The following is a 19,521-nucleotide window of genomic DNA, read 5'->3' on the forward strand; positions in this document are numbered from 1 at the left end:
GGGGCGTCGGCACTGTTCAGATGACGGGCGAGGTGAGCGGAGCGCCCGCGTCCTGCGCCAGTATGGCCCGGGCGCCCTCTGGCAGGGCGAGGTAGAGGAACGGGTTCACGTCCCGGGACGTCCTGCGCAGGCCGAGCGAGTCGGTGGCTGCTCCGAGCGTCATCGCGTAGGAGTCCACCGCCCTGCGGACGTTGGGCGCGTGCAGGTCCGCGCCGTTCACGAGGCGGTCGAGATCCAGATAGGCGGACCGGACGACCTCGATCCACCGGTAGGTGCGCACGTCCTCCTCCCAGCCCGCGACGTGGTCCCTGCCGAGCGACCCCATCCCCAGCTCCCAGCGCCGGTACATGCGCCGGGCGATCTCGGTTCGGTGGGGCGTCAGATGGAGGTGGCGGACCAGGTCGTAGAGCGGATCGCCCACCATGGCGAGTTCCCAGTCGATGACGGTGAGCCTGCCGGGTCCGCTGCGCACCAGGTTCCACGGGTTGAGATCGCCGTGCAGCAGTACTGGACTGCGCTGGGTCACCGTGTGCCGGTCGAGGATCTCCTTGAGCCGGTCCGCTCCCGGCAGCCCCAGCGCCCGGGCCAGTTGCCGGGAGTCCGGCGGCAGGGAGGCCACCATCTCGACGAGCCGTTCGCTGAGCCGGCGGTGGAAGCAGCCGTCGTCCGGGGCGCTCCCGAGGGTTCCGGTGTCGACCGCGGCCAGTGCGACCAGTTGGTCGACGAGGTCGTCCGCCTCCTGGGGCCGCAGTCCGTGCACGGGGTGCTCCGGGGGCCGGAAGTGACCCGCCGGACCCTCGTAGGAGTGGACGGCGAACTGCTCCTCCAGCCCGCCGTAGCCGAGGGCCAGGATGCGCGGGGCGCGTACGCGGCCGCCCCGCAGGCGCTCCACGGCCAGTAGTACGGCGTGCTCGTCCAGGAGGCGCGGCTCCCTGCGGGCCGCGCCGTTCACCTTACGGCGGACGACGACCCGCGCCCCGGCGCTCTCCACGTCCACGACGGTGTTGAGGTGGCTCGTGCCCCTGAAGACCCGGTCCGCGGGCGCAGCCCCCTCGGCGCCGAGCGCTTCTGTCACGGCCGACCAGGGAAAGCAGTGCCGCTCGGGTACCCGCACGTCCGCCTGCCACAGGACCGCTGACGGTCTCTGCCTCACCCGTGCGTGGCGTACGGGGAGCCGCGCGGTGTGCCAGCGGTGCAGGATCCGCTCGATCTCCGTCTGGCCCGGCGGATCGGGCAGCCGGAGCGGACCCTGGGCGGCTTCCAGCGCGCACCGCACGGACTGCGCGGCCCGGTGGAGGTCCCTCGGCAGGTCGGCCCGTCCCAGCCCGCGGGCCGCGCGCATCACGTCCGGGAAAACGGACTGCGCCCGCTCGAAGTCGAGATAGACCCGCAGGTCCTCCATGCCCTGCGCGGCCTCGGGTCGGGTCCCGGCCATCGCCCTGCCCCAGGACTCGACGACCTCGTCCTCCTGGAAGGCGGGGTAGCGCATGCGGACGAGATGAGTGGCGAGATCGTGCAGGGGGTCCCCGTACGTCGCCAGTTCCCAGTCCACGCACACCAGCGGCGGCCCGCCGTCGTCGTAGTACCGGAGGATCACGTTGTCCCGGTGCAGATCGGTGTGGAGCAGGGTGAACGGCCGGGACGTCATGGGCGGGACGCGGTCCGCGAATCTCCGCAGGGCGTCCTCCGGCACACCGAGGGACACAAAGAGGCCGCCGAACTCGGTCCAATTGGGCTGCCGGATCTGCTCGTCAGCGAGCCGCGCCATGGTGCGCAGGAACGCCCGGCTCCCTCCGTCCCGCGGCCAGCCGGGGGGCAGCTTCGGCAGCCTCGCCGCGGGCACCGCGTACATTCCGGCCAGCAGGGGCGCGAGCGCCTCGACGAGCCGGGGGTCGACGGGCTTGCCGTACTCGCAGACGCCCGACAGCGGGACGCCCTCGACATAGGTGTGCACCGCGGCGTCGCCGACCACCGCCAGCACCTCGGGCACGTGTGGCAGCACGCCCTTCAGCGCGTCGAGGACGGGCCTCTCCCGCGGCCAGGTGCGGATGACGACCGGGAGCACCTTGGGCATCCGCCGGCGGACCGTGACCCGCTCCCCCGCCGCACGCCCGAGCAGCCGCGCCGTGTCCGCGTCCAGGACAGCGATGTGGTTGCGGTTGTGGTGGCCCCGGGTCGTCTCACCGGTGCGGGCCGCCTCACGGACGAAGCGCGCGAGCGCGCCGCCTTCCGGACCGGCGGTACGAAGGACGGCCGCAGGGGAAGTGCCCACCAGCCGCTCCTGAACAGTCACGCGAGGCGCCCACGATGACGCACACCATAGCGGGACTCCCGGCCCGGGCGGGAAGGGGCGGGGCTAACGAGCCGGACGACTCCGTTCCCAGTAGGAGTTGAACATCCGCTGCGACGCGCTCACGAACCGGGACCCCTCCGACGCGGCGTCCTCGTCCTTGGCGTAGTGGAAGAGGGTGGCCCCCAGGCCGATCACGTCGGTGATGCGGATCTCCTGGCCGTCCTCCAGCCGCACGTCTCGGTCCACCAGGTCGTAGAAGCCGTGCAGCGCCTCCTCGCCGTTCAGCAGGTACAGCTTGCCCGTGGGGTAGTGCGGCACCTGGGCCACTTGTACGTCCACCTCCGGGACGGTCCCGGCGCTCCCGTCTCCTGGCCGACTCTCCTGCTGCAGGTCGAGCAGGGTGTCGACGAGCAGGTCCGTGTAGCGGCGGCTGATGGCGCGCAGCCGCTCCAGCGGGCGGGGGTCGTTCGGGTCCGCCACGTTGCGGGGGTAGAGCGAGGGCTGCCGCAGATCGGGCAGGAGCAGGCGTACGGTGATGCATCGCGGGCTGATCTCCCCGCTCTGCACGCGCTGGGACGCGACCCCGAGATGCGAGGTCAGCGACTGGGCCGTCAGGGTGAAGACGTCCAACGCGACTTCCTCCTCCTCGAACGCTGCCTCGATGAACGGTCCGAGAGCGGCGGCTCCGGGACCGGAGTGCCGCCGGGCGGTGGACGTGTGGACCAGCTGGGTTTTGATCACCTTGGTGCCGCTGCCCCTGCGGGACTCGATCCACCCCTCGTGGGTGATCTCGCGCAGCGCCTTCTGGACGGTGTCGCGCGAGACACCCAGGCGGTCGGCGAGTTCGCGCTGCGTGGGGTAGCGGCCGCCGACGTGGTACGTGCTTCCGTCGGTCAGCTCCGCGCGCAGCGTGTCCGCGACGCGCTGGACCAGGTCGGCGCCTTCGCCGGTCTCCTTGCTCCCCACGCCGCGAAGCTACCCCCTTCCGGCCGCACCGCATACCGCTTTCGGTCAAATTGGCCGGGCAATGCACCTGCGAGTTAAGGGATCTGACGGAGCGGGGACCAGCTGGTCAAACAAGCCGTCCAATTGGACTGGTTGGATTGACCGGGCGATCCGCCCGTTCGGAGGGAACTCATGGCTCGCCTCCTGCAACCGCTGGTCGAGCTGCTGGCACAGCAGCTCCTCGGGGCTCCGGGACTGCTCGTGTCGGTCCTCGCCCTGACCGCCAGAGAGGAAAGGCGCAACTGTGCGGTTCTGGGGTGCGTCGTGTGCGTGCTCCTGCTGCTCTAGGTGTACTGCCCAGGGACGTTGGTCAACCCGGTGACGGGCGGTTTCCCGCCGGGCGCCGTGTGTCCCGCGGTGCTCGCCGCCCCCGCCGCACGATCGCCAGCACCGGTTCCAGTGATTCCACGACCACCGTCGCGCCGGCCGCGCGGAGTCGTTGCGCGCGGCCGGCGTCCCGGGCGTAGCCGAGGAAGCTGACACCCGCGGCGCGTGCCGCGATCAGGTCCGAGGGGGTGTCGCCGATCATGAGGGAGGTCGCGGGCCTGGCGCCCAGGGAGCCGAGGGCGCGCAGCACACAGTCCGGGTCGGGCTTGAGCTGGGCGAGGTCCGGGGTGCGGCCGTGGATGTGGGGGGCGAAGCACTCGCGCAGACCGCGCCCGGTGAGGTACTCCTCTGCCGCACGGGGCGAGTTGTTCGTGGCGACGGCCAGCCCGTCCGCGACCGCGCTCCAGGTGCGTATGAGGGGATCCGCGTAGGCGGTGGGCCAGGCGCTCCTGGTGGCGAGCAGTTCCTGGCGGGTGAGCTCCCGCTCCAGCCCTTCGACGACACCGCTGCCCGGATGCTGCATGCCCACCGTCCGCAGTATCTCGTGGGGATCGGCGGCGGTGCGCTGCTCGTCCATGAGCCGCACCTGGCCGCCGTGCCGGTCGAGCCAGCCGATCAGGCTCTCCGCGACCCCGGAGGCCCGGTGGCGGGCGAAGAGGCGACAGATGGGGCCGTCGAAGTCGAAGAGGACGTGGTCGGCCCCGTTGATCAGATCCTCGATGGTCTCTGCCACGTGCGCCGCCTGTTCGTCGAGTGCCGCATCAGTAGTCACGAAGAGAGTGTCAGGTTCATGGCGATGGTGTTCCAGAGCGCGTCGAACCACCGGCTCGACTGTTCCACGAAAGCGGCATCCCGGGGCCCGTTGCCGGCGTTGAACGGGAAGAGGAGCGACTGCGTGCCGAGGGTGTCGTACATCTCCACGGTGGTCGCGTCGATCTCCTCCTCCCGCCTGGTCACGGTGTAGTACGCGAAGAGGGCCTCGGTGCCGTTGAGCACGTAGAGCTTCACCGGCGGGGTGAACGGCAGCGCGCGGAAGGCGACCGTGACGTCGATGCCGTGGGAGACGCGCAACGCCTGGAGGTTGTGGCGCAGCACCATGCCCTGGGCGTTGCGCTGCGCGAGCCAGCGCTGGTGGATCAGGTCGTCCTCGTCCGTGTCGGCGACGGACGTCGGGAAGGCGAGGTCGATGTTGCGGTCGGGCAGCAGCAGCCGCACCTCGACCGACTCGGGCCGGATCCGCCCCTCGTGGATCAGCCGCAGCGGTTCCGCCAGGGCCAGCATGAGCGTCTCGGCCGTGAGGCACAGGGCGTCTATGCGGACCTCCGGCACCGAGAACGCCTTCGCCAACTGCGGCGCCAGGGCGACCATCGTGGGCTGGGGCCGGACGTCCTCGCCGTCGCCCGAGTCGTGCGGGCGCTCGGCGATCCGCGCCGGGGCACCCCGCGTGACATGGGTGAGGAGGCCGTCGTCCCGGAGGAGCCTGAGAGCCTGCCGTACGGTGCCGCGCTCCACGCCGAACTCCTGGGCGAGCTGGAACTGCGTGGGCATGTGATCGCCGGGCCGGAGCGCACCGCTGTCGATCCGGCCGCGCAGTACATCGGCGATGTCGTGATGTGTCGGCTTTCTTCCGTTCACCGCGCCGTTCTCGTGGTTCACAACTCGACGCTACAACTCTTACGGAGTTATGGGGAGTTGCCGAACATGCGTTAGTCGATATTACCAAGTGGGGACAACTTCAATTGAGTTGGCACCAACTTGCAAGACATGGTCGAAGTGAGGCCGCATCGTCCCGAGTTGGCCGATCTTCGACGACCGCGCTCCTCCCCGACCCCAAGGAGGGACCCGCCATGCCGCTCATCGCCTTCGCCCTCGAGGAGTTCGTCCAGTGGCGGTTCGGCCTCATGGGCGTGATCGGCCTGGGACTGCTCAGCTTCGGTCTGCGCGCCAGGAACGCCGCGTGCACCGGCGTGGGCAGCGTCGTGCTGGCACTGCTGCTGCACTCCGCCTCGGTGTGAAGCCGGCGGGCGGCCCCGCCGCCCGTCCGGCCTCCCCTGCCGCTCCGCCCCGGCACACGCCGCGCCCGCACCCACACCGGGTCGGGCTCGTCCGGATCCGGTCCGGCGCTCAGAACATGTCCGGGCACCATGCCCGCCGCCGTGCCCGGAACACCGCGTCCGCCAGGGCCGCCACGCCCGCGCGCTCCTCCGTCACCCGCCCCAGCGCCATCAGCCGCAGCAGCGACTCGTCGCCCAGATACAGCGACCCCAACGCCCCCAGGTCCATGGAGAGATCGGCCGGCAGCTCGGTCGGGCAACACCGCGCCGCGCCTCCGGGCGCCACGTCCAGCCGGAACCGGCCGCCCTCCAGGCCCAGCGGGTCGTGCACGTCCAGCACCAGCGTGCCGGGGGTGTCGTACGTACGCGCCTCCAGCGCCCGTGCGACGTCCAGCAGCCGCACCCACAGGAAGTCCGCGCAGGTGACGGTCCGGGCGGCGCGCGGATCGGGCAGCAGCAGGGGAAGCAGGTCGTCGGGGGCCCGTCGCCCCGTCCTCACCGTGGTGACCCAGTCCACCGAGCACACGAACCGCCACAGGGCCCGCTCGGCCGCGGGCGACACCGCGATCAGCTTCTCGACCGCCAGCGTCGTGTCCGGCTGTCCGGCGTCGGACCAGCCGGAGGCCTCGGCCCGGTAGACCACCAGGCCCTCCACCTCACTGGCCGCCGAGCGGTACACCGCGTAGAACGGCTCCTTCCAGGGCTCGGGCCCCGCCTGGGCCGTGCCCGTGTTCACCCGCCACCAGCGCTCGTCGCGGTCCGTCGCCCCGGCCCGGCCGGCACGGAAGCGGTCGTACAGCTCGGGACCGAGCTTGCGGACCTCCTCGCCGTCGGCCAGATCGATCCGGCCGCCGTCCTCGGGGCCCGACCAGCGTGGGTCGAGCCCGGTGCGTGCCACGTCGACGCTCCACTCCGTGAACCAGGCCGCGGGACCGAAGCCGTACCGACCGTAGATCGGGAACTCGGCCGCGATCAGCGTCGACACGATCTCCCCACGCTCCTTCGCGGCCGCGAGATCCGCCGTGATCATCCTGGTGAGCAGGCCACGCCGGCGGTGCGTCGGCGAGACGGTGACGTTCGAGACGGCGTTCGCCGGTACGGCGGCGCCGCCCGGGACCGTGAGCTGCTGGGTGTAGGAACGGTACGTCGCGACACAGCGTCCCGCCTCGAAGGCACCCTGCACCCGAGGCAGATCGAAGTGCGGCAACCAGTCGGCGGCCCGTTCCTCGCTCACCACCGGGGGCTGCAGGAACCCGGTCCTGCAGGCGCGCAGCCAGTCGGCGATCTCGGGCTCGGTGACGGGGCGCACTTCGGGGCTCATGACACCCACGCTATGCCGCCCCGTCCCGCTCGTCACAGGGATTACGGGCGCCGTCCGCAGGCCCCGGCCCTCTCCGGCGGACGGATCGGCCAGGGGCCCGCCCGGGCCGGTGGCCCGGCCTCCCGACACGGCCGGAACACCGCCCGCACCGCACCCGGGTGGAGCGGCGAGTGGCGGACGGGGACGGGGCCGGGGCGACTGTCGTGACTCCACCCACCGCTGAAGCGGCGGGCTTCCTGCGTCGGTGGCCAAGCACCGTCGCAGAGGACCAGCCCGGCCCTGATGGGCGGCAGCCTCCCGGGACGGGACCCGGACGGCTCGAGCACCGACGGCACGTGCTCGAACGGCGTTTCGCGTGAGCGGCGTTCAGATGAGCAGGTCGTCCACCTGAGCCTCGCCCTCACGGTACCTGCGGGCGATCTCCGCGCTGCAGTCGTCCGCGGTGCGCTGCAACTGCTGCCGCTGCCCGGAGACTTCCTGCTCGTAGTCGGCGAGCCGCCCCATCGCCGCGCGCAGTTCGTCGTCCGTACGCGCGTCCAGGTCGGACAGCTCGACCTCGGAGAGCATCTCCGCGGCCAGCAGCCGGTACTCCTCGCCGCGCGGCACGGACAGGGTGACGTGCCGGGCCGAACTGCCGCGCCGCGACGGCGGGTCGGCGAGGATCCGCGAGAGCCGGTCGACCACGGCGGCGTCCGGGCCGGCGGTCGCGGCGGGGAGCAGCGGCGACGGCGGTGCCGAACGCCGGGACAGCTCCGCGCGCAGGATGTCGATCCGGCCCTGCAGCAGCCGCCGCACATAGCTCAGATCGGCCTCGTCCCGCTGGGACTCCTTGCGAAGGGCCCGCAGCTCCGGCAGCCGCAGGGCGGCGAGATCGCGCGCACCGGAGCCGGGACAGCTGTCGGCGGTGCGCTGCGCGGGCGGGCGGGCGGTGCCGGCCCCCGAGCAGGCACCGCGGGTCATCTGTACGGGGCCGGACGACTGCCCGGCGCCAGGTGTGCTCATGCGTGAATCAGTCCCCTCGACCGGTGCATGAGGTCTCCCCGGGCCCGGAGGGCCGAGGGGATGCACCGACTCCGTGCATCGTGCCATCACGAACGGTGCCCATGCAGGCGGTCTGCACCCGTTCAGCCCCCGATAGGTTGGTCTGTATGCGTGCAGTGGTGCAGAGGGTCGACGGCGCGAGCGTCGTCGTGGCCGGTGAGACCGTGGGCGAGATCGTCGGCGAGGGGCTGTGCGTCCTGGTGGGGGTGACCCACGAGGACACGCCCGGGAAAGCGGCGCAGCTCGCCCGGAAGCTCTGGTCGGTGCGGATCCTCGAAGGTGAGAAGTCCTGCTCGGACGTGAACGCCCCCTTGCTGGTGATCTCCCAGTTCACCCTCTACGGGGACGCCCGGAAGGGCCGCCGCCCCACCTGGAACGCCGCGGCGCCCGGCGAGGTCGCCGAGCCGCTCGTGGACGAGGTGGTGGCGCGGCTGCGGGAGCTGGGCGCGCGGGTGGAGACGGGACGGTTCGGGGCGCAGATGAGGGTCTCGCTCACGAACGACGGCCCGTTCACGGTGCTGCTGGAGGTGTAGTGAGGGGGTGCACAGGGGCGCCGCCGCCCGCAGGGGCCGGGGGCGGCCCCGGAGGGGCCCTACGGCTCGACCACGACCTCCTGGGCTGCGGCCGTGCTCCCGGCCAGCAGCTCCGCGTCCACCGGTACGCTCCGCTTCACCAGGGCGAGGGCGATCGGCCCCAGCTCGTGGTGACGGGCCGAGGTCGTGACGAAGCCGAGCTGGCGGCCCTCCTCACCGTCGGCGGCCAGCCGCACCGGCGTGCCGTGTCCCGGCAGATGCACCTCGCTGCCGTCGAGGTGCAGGAACACCAGCCGGCGCGGCGGCTTCCCCAGGTTGTGGACGCGCGCCACGGTCTCCTGCCCCCGGTAGCAGCCCTTCTGCAGATGCACGGCGGGTCCGATCAGCCCGACCTCGTGCGGGATGGTGCGGTGGTCGGTCTCGAAGCCCAGCCGCGGCCGGTGCGCCTCCACGCGCAGGGCCTCGTACGCCAGGACGCCGATCGCCGGGCCGTTGGCCGCCGCGTACGACTCCAGTTCGGCACGGGGCAGGAACAGGTCGCGGCCCTGCGGGGTCTCCCGTACGACCACGCCCTCCGGGACCTCCGCGATCGAGCCGGCGGGCAGATGCACGACCGCGAACTCGTCCGTACGGTCCGCGACGTCCACCTGGTAGAAGAACTTCATCGACTCCAGGTACGCGAGGAGCGCCTCCTGGGTCCCCGGTTCGACGTGCGCCCACACCGTCTCGCCGTCGTCCACGAGGTACAGCGCATGTTCGATGTGGCCGTGCGCGGAGAGGATCAGGGCCTCGGTGGCCTCCCCGGCGGGGAGCTCGCTGACGTGCTGGGTGAGCAGCAGATGCAGCCAGCCGAGCCGGTCCTTCCCGGAGACGGTGATCACGCCGCGGTGCGAGAGGTCGACGAGACCGGTGCCGTCGGCGAGGGCACGCTGCTCACGGAACAGGTCGCCGTAGTGGGCGGCGACACCCTCGTCGCGTCCCTCGGCGGGAACGGCGCCGGGCAGGGACAGCAGAGGGCTGGTCGTTGAACGTCGCTGCATGGACCCAAGCCTACGACTGGTCGCCGGCGGCCTTTCCCGCGCACTTCCCGCACTGGCCGAAGATCGCGAAATGCTTCATGTCGGTGCTGAATCCGAACTTCTCGCGCAGCTCGGCGGTGAACCCGGCGGCCACGTCGACGTCCGCCTCGATCACGTCCCCGCAGTCGCGGCAGACCAGGTGGAGGTGGTGGTGCCGGTCGGCGAGATGGTAGGTGGGGGCGCCGTGCCCGAGATGGGCGTGCGAGACCAGACCCAGCTCCTCCAGAAGCTCCAGGGTCCGGTAGACCGTCGAGATGTTCACCCCGGACGCGGTCTTGCGCACCTCGACGAGGATGTCGTCGGGCGTCGCGTGCTCCAGCGCGTCGACCGCTTCGAGGACGAGCTGGCGCTGGGGGGTCAGCCGGTAACCTCGCTGCCGCAGATCGCTCTTCCAGTCGGTGCTCACCACGGGTCCAGTGTAAGGACTGTCCCGCAATCCCCGGCGGGGTCGCGGAGGAACGGCGATCCGTCCGCGCCCCTTGTCTTCCGCCGGAGCCGCGGGGCGTGCGCGGAGGGCCACCCGTGCCGCCGCTCACGCGGGGCGCCCGGCGCTCGCGGGAGTCGCCGAAGGGGGCGGGACGTCACTTGAAGAAGGCGATGCCGTCGTCCGGCAGGTCACCGAGGTCCTTGGCCCATGCCTCGACCTGCTCGGGCGTGACGACCTTCTTCAGGTGCGCCGACATGTACGGCCGCAGCGGCACATCGGGGGTGGACTTCTCGCCGACCCACATCAGGTCGCCCTTGACATAGCCGTAGAGCCGCTTGCCTCCGGAGTACTGCGGGGAGGCCGCGGTGCGCGCGACGGCGTCGGTGGCCAGGTCGATCTGCGGCTTCTTGTCCGCGAGGTCGCCGTACCAGATCTCCACGACGCCCTGGTCGCGGACCATGACGACCTCGACCTTCCGGTCCTTGTCGATCCTCCAGTAGCCGGACTCGCTCTCCAGGGGGCGGACCTTCCTGCCTTCGGAGTCCAGCACCCAGCTGTGGGAGACGTACTCGACGAAGTCCCGGCCGTCATGGCTGAAGGTCACGGACTGGCCGAAATTGCACTTCTCCGAGCCGGGGAAGTCGGACACACCCGCGCCCTCCCAGGTGCCGAGGAGAAACGCGAGCGGCACGAGGTCGGGGTTGAGGTCGGAAGGGATCTCGATCATGGCTGGCTCTGTCGGTCAGTGGGATACGGGACTAGCGCTGGCCCTGGTACAGCTTCTTCACGGCCAGGCCGGTGAAGGCGAGCACGCCGACACACACCAGGACCAGCAGAAGTTCGAAGAAAACAATCACGGGTGCTCCTCGGGTGAGCGCGAAGGCAGATCGGGCCGCACCCCAGCTTAGTGGGCGGGGGCCCGGCCCTCTCCGCGAGGTCATACGAAGCACCGCATCCCGCCGGGCCTCTCGTCCTCGTCGGCCGTGTCCTTGTCCCCGGCCCGCTTCTCCACCTCGAGCAGGCTGCAGGCCGAGTTCCGGTGACCGATGATCTCCGGCCCCTTGCGGAGTTCGAGCATCCTCGCGAGACGGGTCTGCCTCTCCGGGCCGTTCTCCGCTCCCGGCCCCGCGGCCCGGGCGGCCTGCCGCGCCGGGTCGCCGGGCGCGTCCACCGGCGGTTCCGCTTCCGTCTCCGGTGCGGCAGGCTCCGACTGTGTTCTGTGCAGTTCCCAGAGGGTCCCCCACGAGACCTGCAGGCGCGGATTCCGTTTGTCCGCGCTCACACAACTGAACCGCGCCCCCGATCATGGGTTGTGGCCGCGCCGATTACAGTTCGGCATATGGCGAAGAAGCTCGTGATCAAGGTGACCGCCGGGGCCGACGCCCCCGAACGCTGCTCGCAGGCCTTCACGGTCGCCGCCGTCGCCGTGGCCAGCGGGGTGGAGGTCTCGCTCTGGCTGACGGGAGAGTCGTCGTGGTTCGCCCTGCCGGGCCGGGCCGGGGAGTTCGAGCTGCCGCACGCGGCACCGCTGCCGGACCTGATCGACTCGATCCTGGCGGCGGGGCGGATCACCCTCTGCACGCAGTGCGCAGCGCGGCGCGAGATCACCGAGAAGGACGTGATCGAGGGCGTCCGGATCGCGGGCGCGCAGGTCTTCGTCAGCGAGGCGATGGCCGACGGCGCACAGGCGCTCGTCTACTGAAGGTGCCGGGCGCCCGGGATCGGGCAGCGGTCACGAGCGGGATCGGGCAACAGGCATCAGGCGGGCTCGATCCCGCGCGTCACGGGCGCGGGCCCGAGCCCGGCTTCCTCTTCCCGTCCAGTTCGTCCCACCACTCGTCGGACTGCGGGTCTCCGGACGGGTCGTCCCACCAGCGGTCCTCGGGGCCGCGCCGGTTCGCCACCACCGCCGCGAGCGGAGGGATCACCATGGCGACGACGCACATGCCGACGGCTACCGGCACCGACCAGAGGCGTACGAAGGCCCAGGCGGACACGAAGAGGACGAGGCATCCGCCCATGAGCAGGAAGTAGGCGTGACGGCGCCGCGCGTACATGCCTCCAGCGTAGGTCGCACCGCCCATGACGGCACGAAGGACCGCACCACGTCCAGGAAAGCGTCCAACCCCCTGGGGTGCGGCCCTTCGGCCGGTTCGGTCGTCTGCCGTCAGACGGCGATGGCCACCTCGGAGAGGCCACCCGTCTGCGCGACGACCGTGCGGTCCGCCGTGGCGCCCGGGACGAGGGCGCGTACGGTCCACGTCCCCTCGGCCGCGTAGAAGCGGAACTGTCCGGTCGCCGAGGTGGGGACCTCGGCGGTGAACTCGCCGGTCGAGTCCAGCAGACGCACGTAGCCGGTCACCGGCTCGCCGTCGCGGGTCACCTGACCCTGGATGGTGGTCTCACCGGGCTTGATCGTCGAGGCGTCGGGGCCGCCGGCCTTCGCTCCACACATGCTTTTCTGTCCTTACGGTCGAGGGGTCCGGAGGTCCGGGGCTTACTTGTTCGCGCCGAGCTCGATCGGCACGCCGACGAGGGAGCCGTACTCGGTCCACGAGCCGTCGTAGTTCTTGACGTTCTCCACACCGAGCAGCTCGTGCAGGACGAACCAGGTCAGCGCGGAGCGCTCACCGATGCGGCAGTAGGCGATGGTGTCCTTCGCCAGGTCGACCTGCTCCTCGGCGTAGAGGGCCTTGAGCTCGTCGTCCGACTTGAAGGTGCCGTCGTCGTTGGCGTTCTTCGACCACGGGATGTTGCGGGCGCTCGGCACGTGGCCGGGGCGCTGCGACTGCTCCTGCGGCAGGTGGGCCGGGGCGAGCAGCTTGCCGCTGAACTCGTCGGGCGAACGGACGTCGACCAGGTTCTGGCTGCCGATGGCGGCGACGACGTCGTCGCGGAAGGCGCGGATGGCCGTGTCCTGGGCCTTGGCCCGGTACTCGGTGGCCGGGCGCTGCGGGACCTCGGAGCCGTCGACGAGGTCACGGGAGTCGAGCTCCCACTTCTTGCGGCCGCCGTCGAGGAGCTTCACGTCCTGGTGGCCGTAGAGCTTGAAGTACCAGTACGCGTAGGAGGCGAACCAGTTGTTGTTGCCGCCGTAGAGGACGACCGTGTCGTCGTTCGCGATCCCCTTCTCGGACAGCAGCTTCTCGAAGCCGGCCTGGTCCACGAAGTCACGGCGGACCGGGTCCTGGAGGTCCTTCTGCCAGTCGATCCGGACGGCGTTCTTGATGTGGTTCTTGTCGTAGGCCGAGGTGTCCTCGTCGACCTCGACGACGACGACCTTCGGGTCGTCCAGGCGGGCCTCGACCCAGTCGGCGTCTACCAGGACGTCGCTGCGGCTCATGCTGTTTCTCCTCCGGGGCAGTGTGCGGCGGGTGGTGCGCTGGGGTGTCGCGCGGGGGATGTGCGGGTGCGCCGCAAGGGCGTCAGGCACAAGGGTTGGCCCTGATCCGTGGCAGGTCAGAGGGCCCGGGGAATACGGAAGTCGACGCTTCCGCTCAGATGGCGCGACAGAGCATGGCGGCGACACGGCACAGGTCGACTGCCCGCCGCTTCGTGAGATCCGCCTGTCGCTTCATGGGTCCGATCGTAGGGACGAGTCGGCGGCCGTGTCACCGGCGTGTCGCATTCTGAGACGCGATCGTCCGAAAGGTGGAATGACTGGCCACCGCCGAGGCCCCCCGCGCCACCGCCGGGTCCCGCCGCCGGGACGGCTTCTGCGGACCGGACACGGCCGTCTCAGCATCCGGCCATGCCGCGCATCGGGGCGCGGCACCAGGACCGGCGGCAGCCCGGCAGGCCACCGGTTCACGACCAGGGGGCGATGCACGTAACCACCACGGCGCGGGCAGGGACCGGCGCGCACGGCTGCGCCGCCACGGACCCCGGTATGCGAGCCCACCGCCCCGGCGACCCGCCCGCCGAGCGCCGGCGCCGGTACGGGCTCGGCGGGGCCTCGGCTCGGTGCGCCGGGAGGCCGAGAGGCCGAGAGGCCGAGCGAAGGCCGCCGGTACCCGGCACCGGGGGCGGCGGGGCGGCGGCTCAGCCGGCCAGCGGAACGTTCCTGCCCGAGACGGTGATGACGAGGCCGTTCTCGTCCGCCTGCACCTTCTCCAGCTTCATCCCCTGCGGCAGCCCGCTGATCCTCCGGTCGAAGTCGGTCTTCGCCCGGATCAGGTCCTCGAGCCTCGGTATGCCCTCCCCGGGCACCCTGTCGGCCCGCACCCGGATCGTGTCGCCGTCGACGAGGCTGACGGTGGAGACCACGCTGCGGGAGATCGTGCGGCCGAGGATGCCGACCGAGCCGGTGACCTTCACCTTGCCGTCCCCGCCGTAGGCCAGCGTGACGTCCTCGTCCGCCGCCCCGGCGAGATCGGCGTACGAGATACGGGCCGTGCCGGTCGCGGTCGTCGCCGTCGCGCTGGAGAAGTCCGCGCCGAGCCGCACGTCGTGCAGGGCGGCCGACATCTCGGTGATGACCACCCGGCGCCCGTTGGCACCGGCCTCGATGCCCCGGACGGTGACGTCCACGCGCTCGAGCTCCTTCCCGGCGACCTGGGTCAGGAACGGGAAGCCGGCGATCGACACCTCCGTCGTCCCGGACAGGCCCTGGCGCGCCTTGAGCTTCTCGGCGGCCTCCGACTCGGCGTAGTTGAGCAGCAGCCGGTCGGCGGCGACGAAGAGCCCGCCGAGGATCACCGCGGTGATCAGCAGTATTCGCAGTGCGCGCACGCCTGGTTCCCCCACCCCTGTCGCGGCCGCCCCGGACGGAGGCGGACTGAATGATCGACGTCCCGGGGCACGCCAATGGTTCCCGCCCGGACCGGACCAGGCCTCACCCGAGCGCGCGGCCCAGCAGGTGGACGATCGGCGCCGCGGCGGTGAGCGGCAGCGCGACACCGGCCGTCATGTGCACGAAGCGGGACGGGTAGTCGTAGCTCGCCACCCGCAGGCCGACGAGCGCGCAGACCCCCGCGCCGAGGGCCGGGAGCGCGGCCTCCGCGCCCGCCCCGGTGACCGCGCCGGCCGCGATCCCCGCGCCCGCGGCGGCCAGCAGGGCCACGGCCACCGAGGCGGCTCCGGGAAGCGGGAGCGCCCGGGCCAGGGCCGCGACGGCGACCGCCGCGCCGCCGGCCGCGACCGCGTCCGGGGCGGCGGCGAGGAACCCGGCCGCCACGATCGTCAGCGCCGCGGAGGCGATCGTCGCCATGAGCCCGTACATCCGCTCGTCCGGGGCCGCGTGGCTGCGCAGCTGCAGCACGAGTGTGAGGAGCACCCACACGCCGAGGGTGCCGACGAGCGCGGCCGGGGCGTGCTCCCGGCCCGCGGCCAGCAGCACGGCGTCGGCGACGAGACCGCCGGCGAAAGCGAGCGCGATGCCCTGGCGGGCGGGCCACATGCCGTTCAGCCGGAACCAGCCGGCCGCGGTGAGGCCCTGCAGCGCGATCAGCGGAACCAGCAGCAGGTACGGCGAGACGCCGGCGGTCGCCGCGAGCAGCAGGCCGGTGAGGGCCGTGAGACCGGCGGGCCGCATCCCGGGCGGGATGATCGGCGACCGGCCTTCGGCGCGGGCGCGCTGGGCGTCGGTGACGCGGGCGTTGCCCAGGGTGGTGGGGGTGCCGTAGGCGGGCTCGGCACCGCCGGGGGGAACGGGAGCGGCCGGCGGTTCGGCGGCCGGTCCGTACGAGGCCCCCTGCGGCCCGTAGGCCACGGGTGCGCCCGGGACCGGGGCCACGGCGGGGCCAGCGGCAGGCGCGGCCGGCGTCTCCGGTGGCAGCGGGTACGCCCCCGGCGCCGCGCCGACCGGCGGCAGGTACGCGGTCTCCGCGGCGGCCTGCGGGTACTGGGCGCTGTGCGGGTACGGGGCGTGCTGCCCGGGTTCGGCCACCGGCTGGTACTGGGTGTCCCAGGTCTGCCCCTCCCACGTCTGGGTGACGTGGGGGTCCGGAGGGTTCTGCCCGTAGGGGTCGTGCGCGCCGTACGGATACTGCTGATCGCTGCTCATGTTGTGCGGTTCACCCTCCTGCGAACGGCGGGAGCACCTCGACCGTGCCGCCCTCGGCCAGCCGTACGGTCTCATGCCCGCGGGTCCCGACGGGCGCGCCGTCGACGAGGAAGGAACACCGCTGGAGTACGCGGACGAGCTCGCCCGGGTGCCTCTCGCGGGCGGCGTCCAGCGCCTCGGCCAGGTTCTCCGCGGCGTACGGCTCCTCGGCCACACCGGCGGCGGCCTTGGCCGCGGCCCAGTAGCGGATGGTCCCCGCTGCCATCGCGGTACTCCTCTCTCCGTCTCGTCGACTGTCCATCATGGGCTATGCGCGGACGAGCCAGTCCGCGAGGCGCCCCAGGAGCGCTTCGTCGGCCGCGTTCTCCGCGTGCCCCATGCCCGGTTCCAGCCACAGCTCGGACGGTCCGGCCGCGGCCAGCATCCGGGGGTGGTCCAGCGGGAAGTACGGGTCGCGGTCGCCGTGGACGATCAGCAGCGGGGTCGGCGCGACCAGCGGCACGGCCTCCACCGGGGAAAGCGGCACCGGGTCCCAGTCCTCGGGATGGATCCGAGTACGCAGACCGTGGCGCCCGACGAACCGGCCCACCGGCCGGGTGACCACCCAGTGGAGCCTGCGCATCGGCGCGGTCCCCCGGTAGTACCAGCGGGCCGGCGCGCTCACGGCCGCGACGGCGTCGGTACGACCGGCGGGGGCGTCGGTCGCGAGCCACGGCTCGTCGGCGTCGCCGTACGGCCACGCCCGCGCCCCACGCGTGCCGAACCCGTCGCCGGTGTCCGAAGCGGCGCGCTCCCCCGCCCGTCCGGCGAAGGCCGCCCCGTACAGCGCCGCGTGCCGCAGCACCACCGAGCCGCCCATCGAGAAGCCGACCGTGACGACGCGCCGGTGCCCCAGGGACCGCGCCCAGGCGACCGCCGCCGCCAGGTCCAGCACCTCGCGGTCACCGACGGTCGAGTGCCCACCGGACCGGCCGTGCCCGCGGAAGGAGAAGGTGACGACCGCCGCCCGGCGAGCGAGGACACGAGCCGCCCGGCGCACCGCCGGGCGGTCGACCGAACCGGTGAAGCCGTGCGCCACGACGATCGCCGTGCCGCCGTCCGCGGCCGTGGGAACGCTCCCCGACTGCCTGCGGAGCCGGCCCGTGCAGGGCTCGTGGAGGGCCTCCACGAGGACCCCGTCGGAGGTCCTCAGCGTTGCGCGCAGGGGACCCGGGGTGATCGAGGAAACATCCACACTGTGAAATCGGCCCTCCGACACGGATGTCATGTGGGCTATTCTGCTTGGCAGAGGATCCGGGCGACGCCGCCCCCGGATCCTTTTGTGTTTTCAGGCCGTTGTTACAGACAGGTGAACGAAACGATCGCGGAACCCGGGGCGCGGGCGCCGCGGCCGGGCAAGAAGCAGTTGCCGCATACTCCCCCGCGGCCTTCGGGCGTGGAAGGAACCCCTCTCGCAGGGACGAGGAGGAACCGACGTTATGGGCGAGCGAACCGTGCACGACCGAGAAACGACGACCCGGGCAGGGGAGACGGCCGGGGCAGGTGGGGCGCGATGAGTTCTCTGCTGCTCCTGACCAACGCCCTCCAGCCGTCCACGGAGGTGCTTCCCGCCCTCGGCCTGCTGCTGCACAACGTACGCGTGGCCCCGGCGGAGGGCCCGGCCCTCGTCGACACCCCGGGCGCCGACGTGATCCTGGTCGACGGCCGGCGCGACCTCCCCCAGGTGCGCAGTCTCTGCCAGCTGCTCCGCTCCACCGGGCCCGGCTGCCCGCTCGTGCTCGTCGTCACGGAGGGCGGTCTGGCGGCCGTCACCGCCGACTGGGGCATCGACGACGTACTGCTGGACACGGCCGGCCCCGCCGAGGTGGAGGCCCGGCTCCGGCTGGCGATGGGACGCCAGCAGCTCACCGCCGACGACTCCCCCATGGAGATCCGCAACGGCGACCTGTCGGTGGACGAGGCGACGTACAGCGCGAAGCTGAAGGGCCGGGTCCTGGACCTGACCTTCAAGGAGTTCGAACTGCTGAAGTACCTGGCCCAGCACCCCGGCCGGGTCTTCACCCGAGCCCAGTTGCTCCAGGAGGTCTGGGGCTACGACTACTTCGGCGGCACGCGCACGGTCGACGTCCACGTACGGCGGCTGCGCGCCAAACTCGGCCCCGAGCACGAGTCCCTGATCGGCACCGTGCGCAACGTGGGCTACCGCTTCGTCACGCCGGAGAAGGCCGAGCGCGCGACGGACGAGACGGCCGCGGCCAAGGCGAAGAAGGCGTCCGCCGGGTCCGCCACGTCCGCCGCCCCCGCGCCGGACGTGGCCGAGAACGCCGAGGCCGCCGTACGCCCTGCCCAGAGGTAGGTCACCACGCGTAGACTGCGCGCGTGGCCAAGGTGACGCGGGACGACGTGGCGCGACTGGCGGGTACTTCGACCGCTGTCGTCAGCTACGTCATCAACAACGGACCCCGGCCGGTCGCCCCGGCCACGCGCGAGCGCGTACTCGCCGCGATCAAGGAGCTGGGCTACCGACCCGACCGGGTCGCACAGGCGATGGCCTCACGGCGCACCGACCTCATAGGCATGATCGTGCCGGACGCCCGCCAGCCGTTCTTCGCGGAGATGGCCCACGCGGTGGAGCGGGCCGCGGCCGACCGCGGAAAGATGGTCCTGGTCGGCAACTCGGACTACCGCGACGAGCGCGAGGTCCACTATCTGCGGGCCTTCCTCGGTATGCGGGTCGCCGGGCTGATCCTGGTGAGCCAGGGCCCGAGCGAGCGGGCCGCCGCGGAGATCGAGGCCTGGGACGCCCGGGTGGTGCTGCTCCACGAGCGCCCCGAGGCGATCGACGACGTCGCCGTCGTCACGGACGACATCGGCGGCGCGCAGCTCGCGACCCGGCACCTGCTGGAGCACGGGCACCCCTACGTGGCGTGCCTCGGCGGGCTCGAGGAGACCCCGGCGGTGGGCGACCCGGTTGCGGACCACGTCGAGGGCTGGCGGCGGGCGATGCTGGAGTCCGGGCGGTCCACGGAGGGTCGCCTGTTCTCGGCGCCGTACAACCGCTACGACGCCTATCGCGTGGCCCTGGACCTCCTGTCCGGACCCGACCGGCCGTCGGCGATCTTCTGCGCGACGGACGACCAGGCGATCGGTGTGCTGCGGGCGGCCCGTGAGCTGCGGATCGACGTGCCAGGCGAGCTGGCGGTGGCGGGCTTCGACGACGTCAAGGAAGCGGCGCTGACCGATCCCCCGCTGACGACGATCGCCTCCGATCGGCCGGCGATGGCACGCGCGGCGGTCGACCTGGTGCTGGACGACGGGCTGCGGGTGGTCGGATCGCGACGGGAGCGGGTCAGGCAGTTCCCTTCGGCGCTGATCGTGCGCCGTTCCTGCGGCTGCGGCGGCTGATCTCCGGACCCGGCGACGCGCCGAGGGCGGCC

General features: G+C 72.2%; 24 protein-coding genes. 6 read left to right on the forward strand and 18 right to left on the reverse strand.

Annotated features, from left to right (window positions below):
• Nucleotides 1-16: 16 nt before the first annotated feature.
• Nucleotides 17-2,272, reverse strand: coding sequence for a phosphotransferase family protein (locus tag QMZ92_RS23180; protein WP_283299350.1), 2,256 nt, complete (start codon nt 2,270-2,272; stop codon nt 17-19).
• 84 nt (nt 2,273-2,356) lie between these two features.
• Nucleotides 2,357-3,259 (reverse strand): winged helix-turn-helix domain-containing protein, encoded by a 903-nt coding sequence (locus QMZ92_RS23185; protein WP_283299351.1) that lies wholly within the window; start codon nt 3,257-3,259, stop codon nt 2,357-2,359.
• Between the two features lie 171 nt (nt 3,260-3,430).
• Between QMZ92_RS23185 and QMZ92_RS23190 the strand changes: the two genes are divergently transcribed.
• The gene (locus QMZ92_RS23190) at nt 3,431-3,586 is read left to right on the forward strand and encodes a hypothetical protein (protein WP_283299352.1); all 156 of its coding nucleotides are present in this window, start codon (nt 3,431-3,433) and stop codon (nt 3,584-3,586) included.
• A 22-nt stretch (nt 3,587-3,608) separates the two neighbouring features.
• Here the strand turns inward: QMZ92_RS23190 and QMZ92_RS23195 are convergent, their stop codons facing one another.
• A complete protein-coding gene (locus tag QMZ92_RS23195; protein WP_283299353.1) occupies nt 3,609-4,397 on the reverse strand; it encodes an HAD family hydrolase in 789 nt (262 codons plus the stop codon).
• Nucleotides 4,394-5,281, reverse strand: coding sequence for a winged helix-turn-helix domain-containing protein (locus tag QMZ92_RS23200; protein ID WP_283299354.1), 888 nt, complete (start codon nt 5,279-5,281; stop codon nt 4,394-4,396). The genes QMZ92_RS23195 and QMZ92_RS23200 overlap by 4 nt, the downstream gene beginning before the upstream one ends.
• A gap of 191 nt (nt 5,282-5,472) precedes the next feature.
• Between QMZ92_RS23200 and QMZ92_RS23205 the strand changes: the two genes are divergently transcribed.
• Nucleotides 5,473-5,640: a hypothetical protein gene (locus QMZ92_RS23205; protein WP_167746140.1), complete on the forward strand. Its 168-nt coding sequence runs from the start codon at nt 5,473-5,475 to the stop codon at nt 5,638-5,640.
• Between the two features lie 109 nt (nt 5,641-5,749).
• Here the strand turns inward: QMZ92_RS23205 and QMZ92_RS23210 are convergent, their stop codons facing one another.
• Together QMZ92_RS23210 and QMZ92_RS23215 are read right to left on the reverse strand one after the other, a co-directional pair.
• Nucleotides 5,750-7,000 (reverse strand): GNAT family N-acetyltransferase, encoded by a 1,251-nt coding sequence (locus QMZ92_RS23210; RefSeq protein ID WP_283299355.1) that lies wholly within the window; start codon nt 6,998-7,000, stop codon nt 5,750-5,752.
• A 366-nt stretch (nt 7,001-7,366) separates the two neighbouring features.
• Nucleotides 7,367-8,002, reverse strand: a complete 636-nt coding sequence (locus tag QMZ92_RS23215) for an RsiG family protein (protein WP_283299356.1) — start codon at nt 8,000-8,002, stop codon at nt 7,367-7,369.
• Nucleotides 8,003-8,148: 146 nt separating this feature from the next.
• On the opposite strand from QMZ92_RS23215, the gene dtd reads away from it, so the two are divergent.
• Nucleotides 8,149-8,574 carry a D-aminoacyl-tRNA deacylase gene (gene dtd, locus QMZ92_RS23220; protein ID WP_283299357.1) on the forward strand — a complete coding sequence of 142 codons (426 nt, stop codon included), beginning with the start codon at nt 8,149-8,151 and terminating at the stop codon, nt 8,572-8,574.
• 59 nt (nt 8,575-8,633) lie between these two features.
• Here dtd and ygfZ read toward each other — a convergent pair whose 3' ends face one another.
• From ygfZ to QMZ92_RS23240, 4 genes are all read right to left on the reverse strand, one after another.
• Nucleotides 8,634-9,614: a CAF17-like 4Fe-4S cluster assembly/insertion protein YgfZ gene (gene ygfZ / locus QMZ92_RS23225; protein WP_283299358.1), complete on the reverse strand. Its 981-nt coding sequence runs from the start codon at nt 9,612-9,614 to the stop codon at nt 8,634-8,636.
• A 10-nt stretch (nt 9,615-9,624) separates the two neighbouring features.
• Nucleotides 9,625-10,062 carry a Fur family transcriptional regulator gene (locus tag QMZ92_RS23230; protein WP_283299359.1) on the reverse strand — a complete coding sequence of 146 codons (438 nt, stop codon included), beginning with the start codon at nt 10,060-10,062 and terminating at the stop codon, nt 9,625-9,627.
• A gap of 172 nt (nt 10,063-10,234) precedes the next feature.
• A complete protein-coding gene (locus tag QMZ92_RS23235; protein ID WP_283299360.1) occupies nt 10,235-10,807 on the reverse strand; it encodes a heme-binding beta-barrel domain-containing protein in 573 nt (190 codons plus the stop codon).
• Between the two features lie 210 nt (nt 10,808-11,017).
• Entirely contained in the window at nt 11,018-11,251 is a 234-nt protein-coding gene (locus QMZ92_RS23240; RefSeq protein WP_283299361.1) for a hypothetical protein, read from the reverse strand.
• Between the two features lie 168 nt (nt 11,252-11,419).
• On the opposite strand from QMZ92_RS23240, the gene QMZ92_RS23245 reads away from it, so the two are divergent.
• Entirely contained in the window at nt 11,420-11,782 is a 363-nt protein-coding gene (locus QMZ92_RS23245) for a DsrE family protein (protein ID WP_283299362.1), read from the forward strand.
• A gap of 79 nt (nt 11,783-11,861) precedes the next feature.
• On the opposite strand, the gene QMZ92_RS23250 is transcribed toward QMZ92_RS23245, so the two are convergent.
• The 8 genes from QMZ92_RS23250 to QMZ92_RS23280 form a co-directional block, all read right to left on the reverse strand.
• On the reverse strand, nt 11,862-12,137 hold the full coding sequence (locus tag QMZ92_RS23250; RefSeq protein WP_093661261.1) for a DUF3099 domain-containing protein: 276 nt from the start codon (nt 12,135-12,137) through the stop codon (nt 11,862-11,864).
• Nucleotides 12,138-12,247: 110 nt separating this feature from the next.
• Complete coding sequence (locus QMZ92_RS23255) at nt 12,248-12,535, reverse strand: DUF1416 domain-containing protein (protein WP_017945923.1); 288 nt, start codon at nt 12,533-12,535, stop codon at nt 12,248-12,250.
• A 42-nt stretch (nt 12,536-12,577) separates the two neighbouring features.
• Nucleotides 12,578-13,423 (reverse strand): sulfurtransferase, encoded by an 846-nt coding sequence (locus tag QMZ92_RS23260; RefSeq protein ID WP_283299363.1) that lies wholly within the window; start codon nt 13,421-13,423, stop codon nt 12,578-12,580.
• Between the two features lie 154 nt (nt 13,424-13,577).
• Nucleotides 13,578-13,658, reverse strand: coding sequence for a putative leader peptide (locus QMZ92_RS36470; RefSeq protein WP_352103060.1), 81 nt, complete (start codon nt 13,656-13,658; stop codon nt 13,578-13,580).
• Between the two features lie 463 nt (nt 13,659-14,121).
• Nucleotides 14,122-14,811, reverse strand: a complete 690-nt coding sequence (locus QMZ92_RS23265; protein ID WP_283299364.1) for an LmeA family phospholipid-binding protein — start codon at nt 14,809-14,811, stop codon at nt 14,122-14,124.
• 103 nt (nt 14,812-14,914) lie between these two features.
• Nucleotides 14,915-16,084, reverse strand: a complete 1,170-nt coding sequence (locus tag QMZ92_RS23270; protein WP_283299365.1) for a hypothetical protein — start codon at nt 16,082-16,084, stop codon at nt 14,915-14,917.
• 10 nt (nt 16,085-16,094) lie between these two features.
• Complete coding sequence (locus QMZ92_RS23275; protein WP_138054465.1) at nt 16,095-16,349, reverse strand: MoaD/ThiS family protein; 255 nt, start codon at nt 16,347-16,349, stop codon at nt 16,095-16,097.
• A 42-nt stretch (nt 16,350-16,391) separates the two neighbouring features.
• The gene (locus tag QMZ92_RS23280; RefSeq protein ID WP_283299366.1) at nt 16,392-17,351 is read right to left on the reverse strand and encodes an alpha/beta hydrolase; all 960 of its coding nucleotides are present in this window, start codon (nt 17,349-17,351) and stop codon (nt 16,392-16,394) included.
• Between the two features lie 285 nt (nt 17,352-17,636).
• On the opposite strand from QMZ92_RS23280, the gene QMZ92_RS23285 reads away from it, so the two are divergent.
• Nucleotides 17,637-18,440, forward strand: a complete 804-nt coding sequence (locus QMZ92_RS23285; protein ID WP_283299368.1) for a winged helix-turn-helix transcriptional regulator — start codon at nt 17,637-17,639, stop codon at nt 18,438-18,440.
• A 23-nt stretch (nt 18,441-18,463) separates the two neighbouring features.
• Entirely contained in the window at nt 18,464-19,489 is a 1,026-nt protein-coding gene (locus tag QMZ92_RS23290; RefSeq protein WP_283299369.1) for a LacI family DNA-binding transcriptional regulator, read from the forward strand.
• Nucleotides 19,490-19,521: the final 32 nt, after the last annotated feature.

The sequence above is a fragment of the Streptomyces sp. HNM0645 genome (assembly GCF_030056615.1).
GTDB lineage: Bacteria > Actinomycetota > Actinomycetes > Streptomycetales > Streptomycetaceae > Streptomyces > Streptomyces marianii.

What these genes read in the sequence shown, in the direction of transcription:
- QMZ92_RS23190 (WP_283299352.1), top strand. Translation starts at nt 3,431, where the DNA reads ATGGCTCGCCTCCTGCAACCGCTGGTCGAGCTGCTGGCACAGCAGCTC.
- QMZ92_RS23205 (WP_167746140.1), top strand. Translation starts at nt 5,473, where the DNA reads ATGCCGCTCATCGCCTTCGCCCTCGAGGAGTTCGTCCAGTGGCGGTTC.
- QMZ92_RS23210 (WP_283299355.1), bottom strand. Translation starts at nt 7,000, where the DNA reads ATGAGCCCCGAAGTGCGCCCCGTCACCGAGCCCGAGATCGCCGACTGG.
- QMZ92_RS23215 (WP_283299356.1), bottom strand. Translation starts at nt 8,002, where the DNA reads ATGAGCACACCTGGCGCCGGGCAGTCGTCCGGCCCCGTACAGATGACC.
- dtd (WP_283299357.1), top strand. Translation starts at nt 8,149, where the DNA reads ATGCGTGCAGTGGTGCAGAGGGTCGACGGCGCGAGCGTCGTCGTGGCC.
- ygfZ (WP_283299358.1), bottom strand. Translation starts at nt 9,614, where the DNA reads ATGCAGCGACGTTCAACGACCAGCCCTCTGCTGTCCCTGCCCGGCGCC.
- QMZ92_RS23235 (WP_283299360.1), bottom strand. Translation starts at nt 10,807, where the DNA reads ATGATCGAGATCCCTTCCGACCTCAACCCCGACCTCGTGCCGCTCGCG.
- QMZ92_RS23245 (WP_283299362.1), top strand. Translation starts at nt 11,420, where the DNA reads ATGGCGAAGAAGCTCGTGATCAAGGTGACCGCCGGGGCCGACGCCCCC.
- QMZ92_RS23250 (WP_093661261.1), bottom strand. Translation starts at nt 12,137, where the DNA reads ATGTACGCGCGGCGCCGTCACGCCTACTTCCTGCTCATGGGCGGATGC.
- QMZ92_RS23255 (WP_017945923.1), bottom strand. Translation starts at nt 12,535, where the DNA reads ATGTGTGGAGCGAAGGCCGGCGGCCCCGACGCCTCGACGATCAAGCCC.
- QMZ92_RS23260 (WP_283299363.1), bottom strand. Translation starts at nt 13,423, where the DNA reads ATGAGCCGCAGCGACGTCCTGGTAGACGCCGACTGGGTCGAGGCCCGC.
- QMZ92_RS36470 (WP_352103060.1), bottom strand. Translation starts at nt 13,658, where the DNA reads ATGAAGCGACAGGCGGATCTCACGAAGCGGCGGGCAGTCGACCTGTGC.
- QMZ92_RS23270 (WP_283299365.1), bottom strand. Translation starts at nt 16,084, where the DNA reads ATGAGCAGCGATCAGCAGTATCCGTACGGCGCGCACGACCCCTACGGG.
- QMZ92_RS23275 (WP_138054465.1), bottom strand. Translation starts at nt 16,349, where the DNA reads ATGGCAGCGGGGACCATCCGCTACTGGGCCGCGGCCAAGGCCGCCGCC.
- QMZ92_RS23280 (WP_283299366.1), bottom strand. Translation starts at nt 17,351, where the DNA reads ATGACATCCGTGTCGGAGGGCCGATTTCACAGTGTGGATGTTTCCTCG.
- QMZ92_RS23285 (WP_283299368.1), top strand. Translation starts at nt 17,637, where the DNA reads ATGAGTTCTCTGCTGCTCCTGACCAACGCCCTCCAGCCGTCCACGGAG.